Origin of the sequence: Pseudomyxococcus flavus, assembly GCF_050038885.1 — a bacterium.
GTDB lineage: Bacteria > Myxococcota > Myxococcia > Myxococcales > Myxococcaceae > Myxococcus > Myxococcus flavus.
This window is the reverse complement of the sequence record NZ_CP143624.1, coordinates 6,133,158-6,149,223: the sequence shown is the minus strand read 5'-3', so window position 1 is coordinate 6,149,223 and position 16,066 is coordinate 6,133,158. Positions and strand designations below refer to the sequence as shown.

At 69.5% G+C, this 16,066-nt stretch carries 12 protein-coding genes and 1 pseudogene; 4 read left to right on the top strand and 9 right to left on the bottom strand.

The features are described 5' to 3' along the window. Positions 1-13 precede the first annotated feature (13 nt). Positions 14-2,164, top strand: a complete 2,151-nt coding sequence (locus VZL07_RS25980; RefSeq protein ID WP_426750378.1) for a methyl-accepting chemotaxis protein — start codon at positions 14-16, stop codon at positions 2,162-2,164. Positions 2,165-2,175: 11 nt separating this feature from the next. Here the strand turns inward: VZL07_RS25980 and VZL07_RS25975 are convergent, their stop codons facing one another. Then, on the bottom strand, positions 2,176-2,850 hold the full coding sequence (locus VZL07_RS25975) for an outer membrane beta-barrel protein (protein ID WP_426750377.1): 675 nt from the start codon (positions 2,848-2,850) through the stop codon (positions 2,176-2,178). 375 nt (positions 2,851-3,225) lie between these two features. On the opposite strand from VZL07_RS25975, the gene VZL07_RS25970 reads away from it, so the two are divergent. Further along, complete coding sequence (locus VZL07_RS25970; RefSeq protein WP_426750376.1) at positions 3,226-3,618, top strand: peptidase inhibitor family I36 protein; 393 nt, start codon at positions 3,226-3,228, stop codon at positions 3,616-3,618. A 247-nt stretch (positions 3,619-3,865) separates the two neighbouring features. After that, the gene (locus VZL07_RS25965; protein ID WP_426750374.1) at positions 3,866-4,171 is read left to right on the top strand and encodes a hypothetical protein; all 306 of its coding nucleotides are present in this window, start codon (positions 3,866-3,868) and stop codon (positions 4,169-4,171) included. Between the two features lie 198 nt (positions 4,172-4,369). Here the strand turns inward: VZL07_RS25965 and VZL07_RS25960 are convergent, their stop codons facing one another. Beyond that, on the bottom strand, positions 4,370-5,797 hold the full coding sequence (locus VZL07_RS25960; RefSeq protein WP_426750373.1) for an ISKra4 family transposase: 1,428 nt from the start codon (positions 5,795-5,797) through the stop codon (positions 4,370-4,372). Between the two features lie 98 nt (positions 5,798-5,895). Further along, positions 5,896-6,750 (bottom strand): LysR family transcriptional regulator, encoded by an 855-nt coding sequence (locus VZL07_RS25955; RefSeq protein WP_426750372.1) that lies wholly within the window; start codon positions 6,748-6,750, stop codon positions 5,896-5,898. 76 nt (positions 6,751-6,826) lie between these two features. On the opposite strand from VZL07_RS25955, the gene VZL07_RS25950 reads away from it, so the two are divergent. Next, the gene (locus VZL07_RS25950) at positions 6,827-7,684 is read left to right on the top strand and encodes an SDR family oxidoreductase (RefSeq protein ID WP_426750371.1); all 858 of its coding nucleotides are present in this window, start codon (positions 6,827-6,829) and stop codon (positions 7,682-7,684) included. Between the two features lie 63 nt (positions 7,685-7,747). Here the strand turns inward: VZL07_RS25950 and VZL07_RS25945 are convergent, their stop codons facing one another. The 6 genes and pseudogenes from VZL07_RS25945 to VZL07_RS25920 all read right to left on the bottom strand — a co-directional run bounded on the left by VZL07_RS25945 (position 7,748) and on the right by VZL07_RS25920 (position 16,051). Beyond that, positions 7,748-8,752, bottom strand: coding sequence for a LamG-like jellyroll fold domain-containing protein (locus tag VZL07_RS25945; RefSeq protein WP_426750370.1), 1,005 nt, complete (start codon positions 8,750-8,752; stop codon positions 7,748-7,750). Positions 8,753-8,871: 119 nt separating this feature from the next. Beyond that, positions 8,872-9,120 (bottom strand): annotated as a pseudogene (locus VZL07_RS25940) (nucleoside hydrolase-like domain-containing protein); the annotation flags it as partial. 181 nt (positions 9,121-9,301) lie between these two features. Continuing rightward, positions 9,302-11,767, bottom strand: a complete 2,466-nt coding sequence (locus VZL07_RS25935) for a helicase-related protein (RefSeq protein ID WP_426750368.1) — start codon at positions 11,765-11,767, stop codon at positions 9,302-9,304. 139 nt (positions 11,768-11,906) lie between these two features. Then, positions 11,907-12,887, bottom strand: a complete 981-nt coding sequence (locus VZL07_RS25930) for an NADP-dependent oxidoreductase (RefSeq protein WP_426750367.1) — start codon at positions 12,885-12,887, stop codon at positions 11,907-11,909. Positions 12,888-13,210: 323 nt separating this feature from the next. Next, positions 13,211-15,151, bottom strand: coding sequence for a bifunctional metallophosphatase/5'-nucleotidase (locus tag VZL07_RS25925; protein ID WP_426750366.1), 1,941 nt, complete (start codon positions 15,149-15,151; stop codon positions 13,211-13,213). 126 nt (positions 15,152-15,277) lie between these two features. Next, entirely contained in the window at positions 15,278-16,051 is a 774-nt protein-coding gene (locus tag VZL07_RS25920) for a sulfite exporter TauE/SafE family protein (RefSeq protein WP_426750365.1), read from the bottom strand. Positions 16,052-16,066: the final 15 nt, after the last annotated feature.

Below are 16,066 nucleotides of genomic sequence, written 5' to 3'. Positions count from 1 at the left end.
CCCGCCCCCGAGGATGGATGCATTCATGCATCGCTCCCGCGTCTCGACTCGTGCGCCGACGGCCCGCCACCGTGACAGTGTTTCATTTGTCTCAAGGATTCATGTCGCGAGGTGGCTCATCCTGCTCCTGCTCACCGTGACCTCCGCGGCCCGGGCAGGTGAGGACATGTCGAGCATCGACCTGCGCGACGGGTGGCGCTACCGCTGGGGCGACTCTCCGCTGGGCCCCACGGGCGTACCGACCTGGGCGCTCGAATCGGGAGACGGATCGGGCTGGCTGCCGGTGACCGCGCTCCAGGAGCCGCCTGGCCGAGGCGCGAATACGTTCCTCTGGCTGAGCATCCCCGTCCCCCCGGGCGCATGGCGGGAGCCCGCCCTCCAGCTGGGCGCGGTGGCCAATGCCTTCGAGCTCTACGCGGGCGGCCAGCGCATCCACTCGAGCGGAACGCTGAACCCCTCCGGGACGGAGAAGGCGGAGACACTCGCGTGGCACCTGTTCCCCCTGCCGCCTTCGGTGGAGGGACACCGGCTGCTGCTGCGCATCCAGGGTACCGGCCCGGCCATTGGCCTCAGCGGCATGGCCCGGGTCGGCGCGCACCACCAGTTGCTCGCCACGGTGACGCGTGACGGCCTGGCCCCCTTCGTCATGGGGCTGCTGTTGCTCGCCATCGCGGCGGTGGCCCTGGCAGGTGCGCTCGTGCGGCGCCGGGCGCAGATGTTCATCGCGCTCACGGTGTTCGCGGGAGGCTCCGGCGCGATGCTGCTGGGCACGAGCGGACTGCTCCCAGCCCTCTGGGGGAAACACTTGCTGGGCAGCCAGCTGACGTTGCTGGGCGCGTACTGCATCCTGCCCGGGCTCGCCTGGTTCATCTCGGACAGCATCCTGGAGGACAGGATGCGCTGGTTCCGCTGGGGCGCGTGGGGCGTCACCGTCCCCACCGTCATCCAATGCGTCGTGGTGCTCGTAGACCTGGGCACGGCGCAGCGGAACCTCGGGCTCCTCGTCGTCTACTCCGTGCCCTGCCTGCTGGTATGCGTCGGCGTCGCGGTACGCTCGGCATGGCAGGGCAACGCCGACGCCCGCATCTTCTCCATCGGCCTGGGGCTGCTCGCGGGCGTCCTCGTCCACAGCACCCTGCCCGTGTTCGGGCTGGTGGAGGGCTCGACCACGTGGATGCACTGGGGCTTCCTGGCGCTCACCCTGTCGCTGGTTGGCATCGTCGGCCGCCGCTCGTCGCAGGTGGTGCGCTCGCTCGCGGCGCACACGCGGCAACTGGAGGAACGGCGCGAGGACGTGAAGCGCCTGGCCCTGGGCATGGGGAGCGGCGCCGGCGAGCTGGCCACGGTGGTACAGCAACTGCGCACCTCGAGCGAGGTGCAGACAACGGGGCTCGGCCGGCAAGCGGCGGCGCTCCGGGAGGTCGAACAGACGGTCCAGGAAATCCGCCAGGGCTCCCGGGTGACGGCGGACAAGACCCGGCTGCTCGCCCAGTCCATCGAAAGCGCCGAGGAAGCGGGGCGCGATGGGGGCGCGGCCCTCTCCCGCACGCTCACCAATCTGGAAGCCATCCGCGTGGAAGTATCCGAGATGGCCCGGAGCATCCTCGCGCTCGATGCGCGCACGCGGGAGATTTCCGGCATCGTGGACACCGTGAAGGCCCTGGCGGACCAATCCAACATGCTGGCCATCAACGCCGCCATCGAGGCCGCGCGAAGTGGAGAGCATGGCCGCGGCTTCGGCGTGGTGTCGCGCGAGGTGCGGGCGCTCGCCGACCAGTCCATCGTGGCGACGCAGCGCATCCGCGACGTGCTCGACAGCGTCAGCACGAGCATGCGAGAGACGGCGAAGCTGAGCGAGCAGGGCGAGCAGCGGGTGAAGGCGAGCCTGGATGCCGTGCGCGCCTCCGGCACCCAGCTCCAACGGCTCACGGGCATCATCGATGACACCAGTGGCAGCGTGCGGCAGATTTCCGCCGCGGTGGCGCAGCAGGACGAGGGCACGTCCCAGATTGCCCAGGCCATCCAGGACCTGTCCTCGCAGATGCAGCACACGCTGCGCATCGTCGAGGAGACCCAGAAGGTGACGCGCTCGGTGCAGACGCTCGCGGAGCGCATGGCGGGTACGGCGCGCCTGGCGCTCGATTCAGGCACCCTGGACGACTGAGCTGTCCCAGCCTACAGCCGGACCTGGAGGCGCACCCCCGGCTGGAGCCAGAAGTGGGGGGACTTGTCTTCAATCTCCCCGGAGAGCTCGAGCCCATCGATGGTCATCGTGGCGCGGGAGTACTGCCCCAGGGTGGCGATGAAGCAGGGCCCCAGCCAGACGTGCTCGGCCACCCGGATTTCGAGGCCTGCCTCGACGTGAGCGAACTCCAGCCCCTTGTAATTTCCGGCCCCTGTCGAGCCAGCCGCCGAGGCTGAAATGCGCGTGAATTCATATCCGAGTCCAGCGCCCAGCCAGGGGCTCAGGACCGAGTCCGGGATGAAGTGGTAGCTCACGTCCACCCCGAAACGCAGCACCCTTCCACTGCAATCCACCCCCGTGGGGCAAGCGTCGCTCTGGATCCGCGCGCTCCCGAATTGGCCGTAGATGCCAAGATAGACATGGCGATTGATGAAGTAGCCCAGGTCGACTTGCGGCGCGAACACGCCACTGAACCGCTCGTCCAGGGAGAAGCCGTCATAGAAATCGCCAGACGGAATCCCGTAGCTCGCGCGCAACCCCAGGGTGACGCCCGTGCCTGTGTCATCCGCTTGCGCGTCCCCTCCTTGCGCGGCAGCGGGAATGGCCAGCAGGACGGCGGCAGGAATCAGGAACCGCGGGACGGAACATCGAAGCGAGAGGCTCATGGCAGTGCGGAGGTGCCCTGGCCGGGTCGCCGCTGGCGGAATTGCCAGCCACGAGCGCCCGGACCGTCCTCAATGGACGGCGGCGCCCGACTGCAAGTCCGCGGCCACCCGCAATCCCGAGGAAATCCGAGCGGTTTTCACGGGACGCCGCGCCTGACTGTGCACCCTGCTGCACAGACATGTGCAGAGCGGGTTCCAGTGGGGCCGCGGCACCCGCGCCATCCTGGCGCGACGCAAATTCGCCAGGACAGTGGAAACCGAGCGTCTGCCATTCAATGAATCGCAAACGTCACATGCAACTCCCGCTCTGCCTTCCATGGAGCGTGCCACCATATGCCAGGCAGCACACCCAACCCCGGACACGGAGACACCCTCATGCATTGGCTTGCGTTCCGACGCGCCACCCTCCTCGGACTGAGCACGGCAGCCTCACTGAGCCTCACGGCCACGGCGCTGCTGGCTCCGGCGCCGGCCTCCGCCTCGGAAGACACTCCGTGTCCCTATTCGGGCGCCCTCTGCCTGTTCGAGGGCCCCGACTTCACCGGTGAGATGTGGAACGTCATGGCGTGGCCGCCCGGCGGTTCGGGGACGTGCGTGAACCTTCCCGAGCACGGCTGGGGAGACCGGGCCGTCTCGGCCATCAACACCGGGCCCTATACCGCCTCCCTCTTCCTGAACGAGGATTGTGAAGGAGGGCCCTACCCCATTGGCCCTGGTGAGTGGGTCAGCCCCCTGGGCTTCGCGCCCAGGAGCGTCTGGGTGTACTGAGCAGGACTCCGGCGCTTCGAGACACCGGCTTCCGGGCGCTGCAAGCCGGAGTATTGCAGGGCCCGCCCCTCGACGGCTTACGGCGGCATCGCCAGACACGCCTCCGTTCCAGGCGCCACGCCCTTGAAACGCCGCTCCATGCCGTCCAAGCAGGCCGCGGTCGCCGCCGACCCCGCCCAATGGTAGCCCTGTGCCCTCGGCTGACTTGCCGCGCTGACTCCATCGCGAATCTGATAAATGGCGGCCCATGCACAAACGACTTCTGGTGTTCATCTCCATCCTCGCCACCTCGGGCTGCACCGTTGCCAGGCCCGCGACACTGACCGTTCCCAAGGAGCGCGCCGCGGAGTGCCGGACCATCTGCACCGACCTCGACATGAAGCTGGGTGCCGTCGTGGTCATCATGAACAGCGCGGGCTGCGTCTGTGAGCCTCACGACGCGGTCGAGACCGCGGGTCCGCATGGCGGCTCCTCCTCAATCGCCGGAGGCGCCACCATCCAGGCCTTCCTGGAGCACCAGCAGCGGACGCAGGCAAGTCAGCAGCAAAAGTAGTCGCGGCCCTCGCCTCACGGGCCATCGCCGCCGTGGCCCCCGTCACAGGCACATCTGTGACGGGTGAAAGCCTGCGCTGTCCCCCTGAGCCTACGGCTGGCGGCGCTGCCGCTCCCGGATGAGTGCAACCAGCGCGCGAAGGCTCGCGGGGGCGTGTCGGTTCGCGGGATAGTAGAGGGGGTGTGGCTCCCATCCTGATCATGCTGCGCGCCGCACCTCGGCCCGCTGCGGCGCAAGCGTGAGGCGCATGGCCGCGTCCCACCGTTCCGAGAGCACCAGGGCGCGCAAGTCCAGGATGTGCTGACCGGACGCCTCCTTCCAGCGGGCTCCAGGGCGCTTCATGCGCAGGGTGACGAGAGACTTGCAGGTGGCCTCCACGTTGCCGCTGCCAATGGGCAGCCCCCGCGCTCGCGCCTCCGCGTAGTGCATTCGCTCGCCGTGGTTCTCCAGGTAGGTGAGGGCCTCGTGCACCGGTTGGCCGTCGCCGAGGACGACATGCCGTTTGCCGCTGGCGTGCAACGCGATGGCAATGGTCCACGCCGCCCCGGGCGTGTTGAGAAGGGACAGCTTCCACTTCTCACGCAGCGCGGAGGCCTTCTCTTCCCCAGCCACCACGCGCGCCGCACTCCCAAGCTTCTCCATCAGGTGCCAGAAGTCCACCAGGCGCGCCAGCTTCTTGGCCCCGGGGGCGTGGGTGGCCAGCGCCTCGTCCAGCAGGGCGTGCAACTCAGGAGCGCCATCGGTGAGGACGACGACGGACAGGTCGCGCCGTCTGGAAACCAGGGTTTGGACGTCGCGGGCCAGGCGCTCGGCAACCTCGCGGGCCTCGCCCCGCGGCATCCGCCCGTAGCGGAGGGTGCCCAGCGCTTCGCCGTGGGCGTCGTGGAAGGAGAGGCAGGCCGCGTAGGCCATGCGCCAGACGACGTCCACCGGGCGCGTGGGGGCGCCCTTGCGAGGGCGGCCCACTGGCCGCTTCTTCGGCTCCTCCATCGGCACGGCCACCCTGTCCATGCTGACGCTCACGCCGCGGGTGCCTCGGGGCACTCGCAGCTCCCGGGCCTGCGCCGCCTCCACCCGAGGCCGCTGGCCGCCATACAGCGCTCCCACCGCATGCCCCACCCGCTCGAAGGAGGCACGGCAATAGGGCAGCACGCCCACCTGGCGCGCCGTCGCCTCCGCCTCCCGCGAGGTGCCCCGGGCCAGCAGGTACGCCATGGGCACCGCCGCCTCCGGCAACCAGCCGTCAGCGACGCACCCGGCTTGGACGCTGATGGTGTCCACTGTGGGGCCATTGCGCTCACCCACCCGCCGGTAGAGGCTTCTCTCTATTTCGACGGGGCCTTGCCGCGTTTTGTACGTCGCCGCGTACCGTCCGACTCGGACGTAGGGCTGGCCGTCGATGAGGACTCGTGCCGCGTCGAGGTCGAGCCCTCGAAGCAACCTCCGCTTCACCAACCGCTCCGTCCGCTCCGCTCCGGCATTCACCTCCTGCCATGCGGCGTCGAACGCGGCCAGGTCCCCTCTACTCGCCCCCTCCACGCCTCGGTGGGCGCGCTTCAGCGTCTCCTCCAACTCCTTGACGCTGTCCTCGAACCCTTCCGGCACTTCGATGGTGACCTTCGGCATCGTTTGATGTCCTCCGGTGGCACAACCCACCAGAAACCTCTCATTCTGCCGGCTACCAGGCTCACAGTGAGCCCCCTACCTGGCTGCTCACTCGTTGCTCAGTTCCAGAGCCACACCCAGTAGAGGCAGACACCAGGCTCGGCGGGCGTCCAGTCGCCGAGCACCTGGACGAGCCGCCGCGACCGCAGGGCCTCGTCGACGTTCCACGCGCTCACATAGGCCAGCCCGGCGCCGCCCAGGGCCGCGGCCACGACGGCGCCGTCGTCATCGAGCGTCAGCCGGCCCTTCACGTCCACCGTCAGTGCCTCGCCGTGCCGGCTGAACTCCCAGCGGTAGATGGCGCCATTGGACATCCGGTAGCGAATGCACTCGTGTCGGGCGAGCTCGGCGGGTGTTTCGGGCTCGCCGTGCTCACGCAGGTACTGGCGAGAGCCCACGACGATGAACCGGACCTCGTCGCTGCAAGGCACCGCCACCATGTCTCGCGGGATGCTCCCCGCCAGCCGGATACCGGCGTCGAAGCCCTCGGCGACGATGTCCACGGGCTTGTCTTCCGCGACAAGCTCGACGCGCATGTCGGGGAAGCGCCGCAGATACTCCAGGATGACGGGCATGATGATTCGCCGCGCCACGAGCGCCGAGGTGTTGATGCGCAAGGTGCCCGTGGGCGTCTTCTGATGCGCGTCCACCGACTCCAGGGCCTGCGCGAGCACCGCCAGCGCGGGCTTCACGCGGGAGAGGAACTCCTCGCCCGCGTCCGTGAGCGCGACGCTGCGCGTGGTCCGGTGGAAGAGCCGGACGCCCAGACGCTCCTCGAGCGCCGCAATCGCATGGCTCAAGGCGGACGGTGACAGGCCGAGCGCCACGGCCGCCGCCCGGAAGTTCCTGTGCTCGGCGACCGCGACGACCGCATTCAGCTCCGTGAGCCCCGCCCCCTGCACCCCGCCCTTCATTGATGAACCTCCTGCATCAGTTCATCTCGGAATCATCGCATTGTGGCGGCGGCCGCAGGCTCCTAGTTTTTGCCGCATGAAGAAAACAGTCCTCATCACCGGTTGCTCCTCGGGTTTCGGGCGCGCCGCCGCGCTGCACTTCGCGGCCCAGGGGTGGAATGTCGTCGCCACCATGCGCACCCCTGCCGCGGGCGCGGAGCTCGCGAAGCGGCCCGGCGTCCTCGTGACCCGGCTCGACGTTCAAGAGCGCGCGAGCATCGACGCCGCCTTGACGGCCGCCGTCGAGCGTTTTGGCGGCCTGGATGTCGTGGTCAACAACGCGGGCTTCGGGCTCCACGGCATCTTCGAGTCGACGCCACGCGAGAAGATTCTCGAGCAGTTCGAGGTGAACGTTTTCGGCGTCATGGATGTGATTCGGGCCACGCTGCCACACTTCGCGCGACGCGGCGGAGGCACGTTCGTGAACGTGAGCTCGGGCGCCGGGGTCTTCACCCTGCCGATGATTTCCCTCTACTGCGCGAGCAAGTTCGCGCTCGAGGGGTTCTCGGAAGCGCTCGCGTACGAGCTCACCTCGCAGAACGTGCGCATGAAGATTGTCGAGCCCGGTGGCGTCCTGGACTCCCAGTTCGTCTCGCGTAGCGCCCAGGAAGCGGCCCAGGGCACCATCCCGCCGCGCTATGCCGCCTTCGCGCGCGAGACCGAGCGCGTCTCCGCCTCGCTCCGCGAAGCCCGCTCCAAGGCCACCTCCGAAAGCGTCGCCGAGGTCATCTACACCGCCGCCACCGACGCGAGCGACCGCTTGCGCTACGTGGCGACCGACGGCATCAAACCGCTGGTGAAGCTGCGGCGAGAGACGTCCGAGGACACCTACCTCGCCTTCATGCGAGAGCACTTCCTCGCAAGGCCCGCCCCTGACGGTGAGGCCCCTCGCTGAAGCCGGGCTCCTGCGCGTCCCCCGTCTCGTGGCGGGAGACGCGCCTTGATGAAGACGAGGACCTCAGAGCTGCCGCAGCTCCGCGGGGGTGAGCACGCGGTTGTAGACGCGGACCTCGTCAATCCTTCCGTTGAAGGGCGTACCTCCCACGGGACGGTTGCCGATGGCCACGTTCAGCGTCGAGTTCCGCTGCGAGCCGGGCACGCCGTTCACGTAGAGCCGCAGCGCGACCCCAGGCTCATAGGTCCCGGCCAGATGAACCCACTGGCCGGTGGGCAGCGCGGTGCCATCCACGAGCACCAGGCTGGTGGCGCTGCTCGCGACCTGGAACGAGGCGTAGCCGCCGGACTCCACGTTCAACGACCAGCCCCGGTTGGTGCTCCCACCCTGCTTGTTGATGATGCGCCCGTTCTCCGCGAAGGCATCCACCCAGACCCAGGCGGACACCGTCATCGCCCCCGTGAGCTGCAGGTGGCTCGGGTTGCCCAGGTCGATGCGATCATCCGTCCCGTCGAGCTCGACGGCGCTGCCCTGCTTGCCCGCCGTCCACACCGGACCATTGACCAGCGTGCCCGTAACGCCGTGGGCCGTGGCATCCGCGGTGGTGCCACCACTGCCCTCGTCGAGCGCCCAGTGCCCCACGGGGCCCGCACCGGCTCCGGAAGGCGTGACGGTCACCACCACGCGGCGGTAGCTCGTCAGCCGGGGGCTGCCGTCGTCTCGCACGGCGAGGATGATGTGCACGGTCGCCGGAGCACTCACCGTTGGCGCGACGAAGCTCGCATCCCGGGCCGTGCTTCCGCTCAGGCTCACCGCCCCTGCGTGGGTTCCCGCCTCGCGGTACTGGAACCACTGGTAGCTCAGCACGTCACCATCCGGGCCCGAAGAGCCAATGGCGCTCAGACTCACCGTGCTGCCGGACGCAGCGGTGAGGTGGACCATCTGCCGGCTGGTATCGTTCCGGAACGCAGCCACCGGCGCGTGGTTCGCCGCGGCGTAGGTCGTCGCCACGCACCAGTCCAGGCGCGCCGCGAAGTCGTTCTGGTAGGCCTCGCGCCAGCGAGCCACCGTCCACTTGCGCCGCGTGCTGAAGTCGGAGTTGCCCGTCGACGACCAGTGCGTGTCCTCCCCGTCGATGTAGTGCTGGCCAGCGTCCAGTCGGAAGCGACCGCCCCAGCCCCCCAGGTCGGCTCCTCGGCGTTCTGCAGGCCGTTGGGCAGGAAGTAGAACCAGCTCGGGGTGTCGCCTTCCTTCACCCCGCTCGTATTGCGCGTGGAGGAGGGGTTCTGGGGCACCACGGGATAGCCAGCCCCCAGTGCGCCGTGACTGGTGCGCACGTGGGTGTTCACCCACGACCACTGGTTCAGCGGCACCACGGCGGATTCGACGAGTTGGATGACGGGACGCCCGCCGCCCGTCGAGTCGTTCTGATACATCCCGCGGAAGAGCGACGTGAAGCTGTTCGTCTCCGGGGGCCCGCCTCCACGTACCGCAGGGTCGGGAAGTTCTGGCGGAACCACTGGCCCGTTCCCTGGGGACTGGTGCCCTTGTCCTGGTCCGCAATGGCATACGGCTTCGCCTCCGTTCCTTCACCGTCACACCCGAGATGCGGAGCGCTCAGTGACTCGGTCCGGCCCCGCCGCCAGGAGTGCGGCTCTCCCCCTCGGCCGCCGCGCTTCGCTGGGCGTTCAGGTGCGAGCCTGCCTGGGACGCGGGCCTCCCGGAGGCGTTCCTGTCCGCGCCCGTCGCCTTCCCGCCGCGACGGCGCCTGCGCCGCTTCGGCGGGGCGCCGCCCGCTGGCCCGCCCAGCTCGCGCAGCACCCTGGCGCGCACGCCTCCCTCCAGCCGCAGCTCCTGCATCAGCGCGTGCACCTGCCGCGCTCCGTGGGGGTGATGCAAGGCGGTACAGAGCCGCTCCACGATGTCGGCGCGCAGGGCGACGCTCCCGAGCACCTCGTAACCAAAGGCCCGCGCATCCTGGCCCCCCACCTCCGACACATGGAGGACGGGCTCGCGAGGTACCCCCTTGGGGGCCGGACGCTGCTGGAACAACGACGTCAGCATGCAGCGCCGCTCCAGGGCCTGCGGCGCGAGCGCCTCGGCGACGTAGAAGAAGCGGTGCCCCTCACAGAGCCCCTGTGCGCTCATGCGCGCGCGCGCCTCCTCACCCAGGAGCCGCCACTGCTCACGGGCCTCGCCCTGGGGAATCACCCCCAGGCCCTCGGACAGGCGGTAGGCGAGTCCACGCGTCGCCGCGGAGGGGTCCGCGCCAGCCACGGCCTCGGCGGGGAAGCCGCCCATCGCCTCGGCGACGAGGTCCCGCGCCAGCGCCAGCAACCTCCGCTCGAGCCGCTGCCGGGCGCCGCCCGTCCAGACCTCTGGCTCCGCCAACGCGAGCTGCGGTGAGCGCCGGTCCTTGCCGCGAACGAGCCGGGCCAGGGGTTGGCCATCGAAGGCGATGTTTCCCAACGCATCCACCTCGAAGGCATCGTGTGTCGCGTCGACCACCTGCTGGACGAACTGCTCTTCCGTCAGCGCGGCGCCCTCCGAGCCCGGCACATCCCCCAGCAGGAGCCCCAGCTTGGCGAAGGGGCTGTCCGACCCGGAAGGCGACTTCGCGACGGCCCGCACGAAGCGCCGCGCACTCCTGCGCGCAGCCCGCTGCACGAAGCGCTCGACGAGCCGCTCGTGCAGGGCATCCCCCAGCGCGTCCTCGATGCTCCGGGTCCGCTCCTGCCAGTGCTCGGCGTCCTGCAGCCAGCCCGGTCGATGGCTGATGTACGTCCAGATGCGGATGGCCGCCAGCCGGTCCATCAACGTGTGGATGTCACCCGAGACGTCATCGAGCGGAGTGACCTGCCGGGAGAGCCAGACGGGGTCCAGCCGCCCATCCCCCGCGGTCAGCTGGAGGAACGTCTCGCGCAGCAAGGCGACATGCTGGCCAAAGAGGCCCTTGCGGAAGTCTGGAATCTGGCAGACCTGCCACAGCAGCTCGACCATGGGCCGTCCGGTGGCCAGTTCCTGGATGGCCGGAACGCGCGAGAGCTCCTTGAGCGCGTCGAAGTCATCCGCGCGCTCCACCCGGCTGAAGGCGTCGTGGCCCGGGGCACGCACCAGCGAATCCAGAAGGGCCTCGGGGCTGGAGAAGTCGAGCGCGGCATTGCGCCAGACGAGGCGGCGAACCGCCGGAAACCGGTGCGTCTCGATGGCGGAGACGACCCGCTGCGGCAACTCCGGCAGCGTGTTCAGGGTGCCGAAGCTGCCGTCGTTCAGGTGACGCCCGGCGCGGCCCGCAATCTGGGCCAGCTCGTCCGGAAAGAGGTCCCGCTGCTCCGCGCCGTCGAACTTGGAGAGCGCCGCGAAGGCCACGTGGTTGAGGTCCAGGTTCAGCCCCATGCCAATGGCGTCGGTGGCCACCAGGTACTGAACCTCTCCGGACTGGTACATCGCCACCTGGGCGTTGCGCGTCCGGGGTGACAGCGCGCCGAGGACAACGGCGACACCGCCCCGAAGGCGGCGCAGCGACTCCGCGAGCTCGTACACGCGGTCCGCGGAGAAGGCGACCACGGCCGAGCGCGGCGGCAGACTCTTGAGCGAGCGCTGCCCGGCGTAGCGGAGCTGGGACAGGCGGGTGGCGCGCTTCACCGTCGCGTGGGGAATCAGCGACTGGACCATGGGCCGCATCGTGTCCGCGCCCAGGAACCAGGTCTCCTTGCGGCCCCGCGCGTGGAGCAGCCGGTCCGTGAAGACGTGCCCCCGCTCGCGGTGCGCGGCGAGCTGGATTTCGTCCACGGCCACGAAGTCGACCACGCGGTCGGTCGGCATCGCCTCGACCGTGCATATCCAGTAGTCGGGCCGCGGAGGGAGGCGCTTCTCCTCTCCCGTCATCAAGGCGACCCGGCCCTCGCCCACCCGTGCGGTCACCCGGTCGTAGACTTCCCGGGCGAGCAGGCGAAGTGGAAACCCCATGATGCCCGAGCCGTGCTCGAGCATGCGTTCGATGGCCCGGTACGTCTTTCCCGTGTTCGTGGGCCCCAGCTCCGCCACGACGACGGACGAGCGGCTGGATGGGCTGGAGTTCATCCGCGGAGTCTAACTCCGAACCCCACCCTGCGCCCGGAAGGATGGCCCGCCGGGAGGCCAGGCACGAACTCCGGCGGCTCCCGTCCAGCCCGAAACGGGACTGGACAGGGCGCCCCATCCCCCGGCACCTCGCCGCGGCTCAATGGATGCGCAGCGCCAGCTTTCCGAGGTGATGCTTGCTCACGGCCTCCAGCGCGCGTTGCGCCTCGTCCAGCCGGTACACCTGGAACACCTCGACGTGGAAGGGCCCCGCCTCGATGAGCGTGTTGAGGCGCGCCAGCACGTCTGCGCTCGACTCGCCGTTGTACGACGTCACCTGGACGCCATCCCGACGCTGGGGCTCTGGCTCGACCCCGTTGGGGAACGCGATGTGGCCTCCCTTCTTCACGGCCTCCAGTGATTGGTTGGCGCCCTCGCCCCCGGCCAGCACGAGCGCCGCGTCGAGCCCGTCCGGCGCGAAGTCCCGGACGGCCTTCGCCACCTCGTTGGGCTCCCCACGCCCGTCCACCACCTTCTCCGCGCCTAGCCGCTTCACCAGGTCCACGCCATCCGGGCCCGAGGCCACCGCCACCACCCGAGCCCCCAGCCGCCGCGCGAGCTGCACCGCCAGGTGGCCCACGCCACCACTCGCGCCGTACACCAGCAGCGTCATTCCCTCGCGGACCTTGAGCGCGTCCTCCACGCCCTGGAGCGCCGTGATGCCGTCCGCGGCCAGGACGCCCGCTTGTTCCGCGCTCAGGCCCTTCGGGACGGGCGCGGTGTCCTCCGCCTTCACGACGGCGTACTCGGCATAGAAGCCCCCTTTGTCGTTGAGGAAGCCGGAGGCATAGACCCGGTCGCCCACCTTGCGCGTCTTCACGCCCTCCCCCACGGCCACCACCGTGCCCGCGCCATCCGTGCCGAGCACATAGGGGAAGGACGACTTGCGTGGCTTCATCGCCTCCATCTCACCCTCGCGCTCGGCGGAATCCCAGATGCCGACGCCCGCCGTCTCCACCTTGATGAGGACCTCGCCGGGCCCCACCTGGGGCACCGTCACCGTCTTCAAGCCGAGGACCTCGGGACCACCGAAACGGTCGATGGCGGCGGCCTTCATTTGCGATGGAATGGATGTATTCATGGAGGGCTCCTCGCGGGCGGTGGGCTCCGCCCGGACAGGGTTCCTCCGGAGGCTGAGCACGCAGAAACGAGAATGCAGAGGCGGGCTCGAAGTCCCGGACCAGGGCATGCCCTCATGCTCGCCGCCAGGTCGAGCGTGTCCCCCGTCATGGCGCCCGCATGTCCAGCCAGAGACCGGCGGAGCGCTCGAAGTGAATGGGCCATGCGCCATCGGCGACACCCGCCCGTGCACCAGGCGAGCACACCGTGACGACGCGGCACCTTGGTTGCTCCGCGAACGTCGGCCGCCGCGGCAACGTAGCCGCGGCGGAGACGGGTGGCGTCCTACTCGATGAACGACTTCGTGCTGTAGAGCGACGCGTCCACCTTGCGGAGGACGGGCAGGTTCGTGCCGGGCTCACGCTCGGACACGCGGTCGATGTACGTCTGGAGGACGTCGGCATCGAGCACGCCGATATCGGAGCGGCGCTCCGCCGGCACATTGGCCAGCGTCTCGTAGCCGTCACCGCCCGTGGCGTTGAAGCTGAGCACGAACAGGCGGTAGGTCGCCGTCGGGTTGACGGCGTTCCACTGGCCCGTCGTCTGGTCCAGGACCTCCAGGTTGCTGGCGCGCTGGCCGCGAGGCTGGGTCGCGTTGACGTCGAAGCGCAGGCCGCCCGTGTACGGATAGGGCCCCGTGGTCCCGCCTTCCCGGAAGGTGGCGTGCAGGCCGTCCTCGATCATGGACTTCACCTCCGCTCCGGTGACGTCCAGCCGGAAGAGCATGTTGCCGAAGGGCAGCACCTCGATGACATCGGCCGCGGTCACCTGCCCATGCAGGGGACGGCGCACACCACCACCGCTCTGGAGGGTGATGTCCGCACCGCCGTAGTCCGCGTTCGCCACCTCCAGGTAGGCCTGGGCGACCAGCTGCTGGATGTCACCACCGCGGGCATCGACCTCGCCCAGGGCGTTGCAGCTCACACTGGAACGGCTGCGGTCCACACTGCCGGGCACGCGGCGGTTGCAGAGCTCGTCGGAGGCCACCGCCACGACCTGCTGGCTGTACTCCTGGACCCGCGTCTGGAACGGGGCCAGCACCTGGGCAGCCGTCGCATCGGGCTGAGTCACGCGCAGGAAGCCGCTGGCCGTGGCGCTGGCGAGCATCGCGGCATTGTCCTCGGCGGAGACGGGAGTACCGTCGATGGAGAACTGGTCGCCGATGAGCACGTGCGGCGTACCGCCGCAGGACGTCACCACGCCATCGGCATCGAAGCGGACGTTCAGCTCTCCGACAACCCGCGAGTACTGCCACGCCTGGGCGATGCAGACCGTCTCGCCATCGCGGTTGCGCAGCGGCTCGCCGTAGGGCCCCGCGGGCGAACCCACGTTGAGGTCCTCCATGGCGGCCGGGCCCAGCAGGGTGTGAGAATCACCGCCGATGACCACGTCCACGCCACTCAGCTGCGGGATGATGGTCCGGTCGAGCTCGTAGCCGATGTGGCTCATCACGATGACCTTGTTGACGCCTTCGGCCCGCAGCGCGTCGATGGCCCGCTGGGCGGCCGGGACCTCGCCCTCGAAGGTGGTGTCCGGGTCGGGACTGGAGGACTCCTTCGTCTTGCCGGCAATCGTCAGCCCGACGATTCCAATCTTCTGGCCCCCGCGCTCGACCACGGTGAAGGGCTCGACGTAGCCCGGCGCCCGGGAGGGGTTCAGCGCGGAGTCCGCTCCGAAGGAGACGTTGGCGCTGATGACGGGCGTCTGGCACGAGCCGGCGTGCAGCCGGTCGATGAAGTTCTTCAGCTCGGTGTCGCCCTTGTCGAACTCGTGGTTGCCCAACGTGAAGGCGTCGAAGCACACGGTGTTCATCATCGCGGCGTCGGCCTCGCCAATCGCCCCCGCGCGGTTGAAATACAGCGTGCCGGTGAGGGCATCCCCCGCGTGCAGCTTGAGGACGTTCGCCTTGCCGGTGGCCAGCTCGCTCATCGCCCGGGTGACGCGCGCGAACCCGGCGGCGTCGACGTCGGCGGACACGGTCTCACCCGCGGCGTTGGTCACGTTCAGGGAGATGCTGTCCGACGCCAGGTGGGAGTGATGGTCATTGATGTGCAGGATGGTCAGGTCCAGCGGCGCCCCCTGCTCGGGCGGGTCCGGGATTTCCTCGTCGTCGTCCCCGCCGCACGCGGTCAGCGCGGTGGCCGCAAGCCACGCCACCGGCAACCACCGCCCGCGCCGCCACGAACGTCCCGCCCGGCGCACTTCATTCTCGGACTTCCATTGCATGAGCACTCCCTGGTGTGTCTCGGAAGCCGACATGGTGTGGGCCGAGAATGACAACCCGGTTACGCCTCACTGTGCGGGCGGTGACACTTTCATGGCGTTTGCCCGGCGCCCGTGGCACGGGGGCCCTCACCCCAGCAAGAGCTCACGCGCCATCATGTGGACGCCGAGCAGGGCCAGGCTGGCCAGGAAGCACCTGCGGAACACGACGGGGGAGAGCTTCTGGCGAAGCCACTGCCCCAACTGCATCCCGCCCCACGCCGGCAGCAGCATCACGAAGGACAGGCTCAGCGCGGCGCCAGAGTAGCGAGCGTTGAGGTAGAGCCCCGCCGCCAGGGCCACCGTGGACACCGTGAACGAAATGCCCATGGCCTGGAGCAATTCCTCACGTTCGAAGCCCAGGGCTTGCAGATACGGGACCGCGGGGACGACGAAGACGCCCGTGGCCGCGGTCACGAAGCCCGTGGCCACGCCCACTGGAAACCCCAGGCGCCGCTCGGCCTGGGAGCCCACCACGAGCCGGGCCCCACTGAGTCCCCAGGCCGCGTAGGCGACCAGGGCCGCGCCGAGCGACACCATGGCCCATGCCCCGACAGGCGCCCCCAGCGCCCATGCTCCCGCCAGCGTGCCCAGGCAGGTGCCGGACTGCATCTGCGCCAGACGCCGCAGCATCGGGCCCAGTGTCCGCCATGGCTGGAGCTGCCAGACATTGGTGGCCAGCGAGGGCACGACCAGCAAGGCCGCGGCCTCCGCTGGGGGCATCAGCAAGGCCAACAGCGCCATGGCGATGGTGGGCAGTCCCAGCCCCACCACGCCTTTGACGGTTCCCGCCAGGACGAAGACGGCGGCGGTCAGGAGCGAGAGCAGGATGGAGGTGGAGGAGACGAGGTCGACGGTAGGCATGCGACAGCGCCCGGA

Excerpts from the sequence above, each read along its gene's own strand:
- VZL07_RS25935 (WP_426750368.1), bottom strand. The coding sequence starts at position 11,767 with ATGAACTCCAGCCCATCCAGCCGCTCGTCCGTCGTCGTGGCGGAGCTG.
- VZL07_RS25925 (WP_426750366.1), bottom strand. The coding sequence starts at position 15,151 with ATGCAATGGAAGTCCGAGAATGAAGTGCGCCGGGCGGGACGTTCGTGG.
- VZL07_RS25960 (WP_426750373.1), bottom strand. The coding sequence starts at position 5,797 with ATGCCGAAGGTCACCATCGAAGTGCCGGAAGGGTTCGAGGACAGCGTC.
- VZL07_RS25920 (WP_426750365.1), bottom strand. The coding sequence starts at position 16,051 with ATGCCTACCGTCGACCTCGTCTCCTCCACCTCCATCCTGCTCTCGCTC.
- VZL07_RS25930 (WP_426750367.1), bottom strand. The coding sequence starts at position 12,887 with ATGAATACATCCATTCCATCGCAAATGAAGGCCGCCGCCATCGACCGT.
- VZL07_RS25955 (WP_426750372.1), bottom strand. The coding sequence starts at position 6,750 with ATGAAGGGCGGGGTGCAGGGGGCGGGGCTCACGGAGCTGAATGCGGTC.
- VZL07_RS25970 (WP_426750376.1), top strand. The coding sequence starts at position 3,226 with ATGCATTGGCTTGCGTTCCGACGCGCCACCCTCCTCGGACTGAGCACG.
- VZL07_RS25950 (WP_426750371.1), top strand. The coding sequence starts at position 6,827 with ATGAAGAAAACAGTCCTCATCACCGGTTGCTCCTCGGGTTTCGGGCGC.
- VZL07_RS25980 (WP_426750378.1), top strand. The coding sequence starts at position 14 with ATGGATGCATTCATGCATCGCTCCCGCGTCTCGACTCGTGCGCCGACG.
- VZL07_RS25975 (WP_426750377.1), bottom strand. The coding sequence starts at position 2,850 with ATGAGCCTCTCGCTTCGATGTTCCGTCCCGCGGTTCCTGATTCCTGCC.
- VZL07_RS25965 (WP_426750374.1), top strand. The coding sequence starts at position 3,866 with ATGCACAAACGACTTCTGGTGTTCATCTCCATCCTCGCCACCTCGGGC.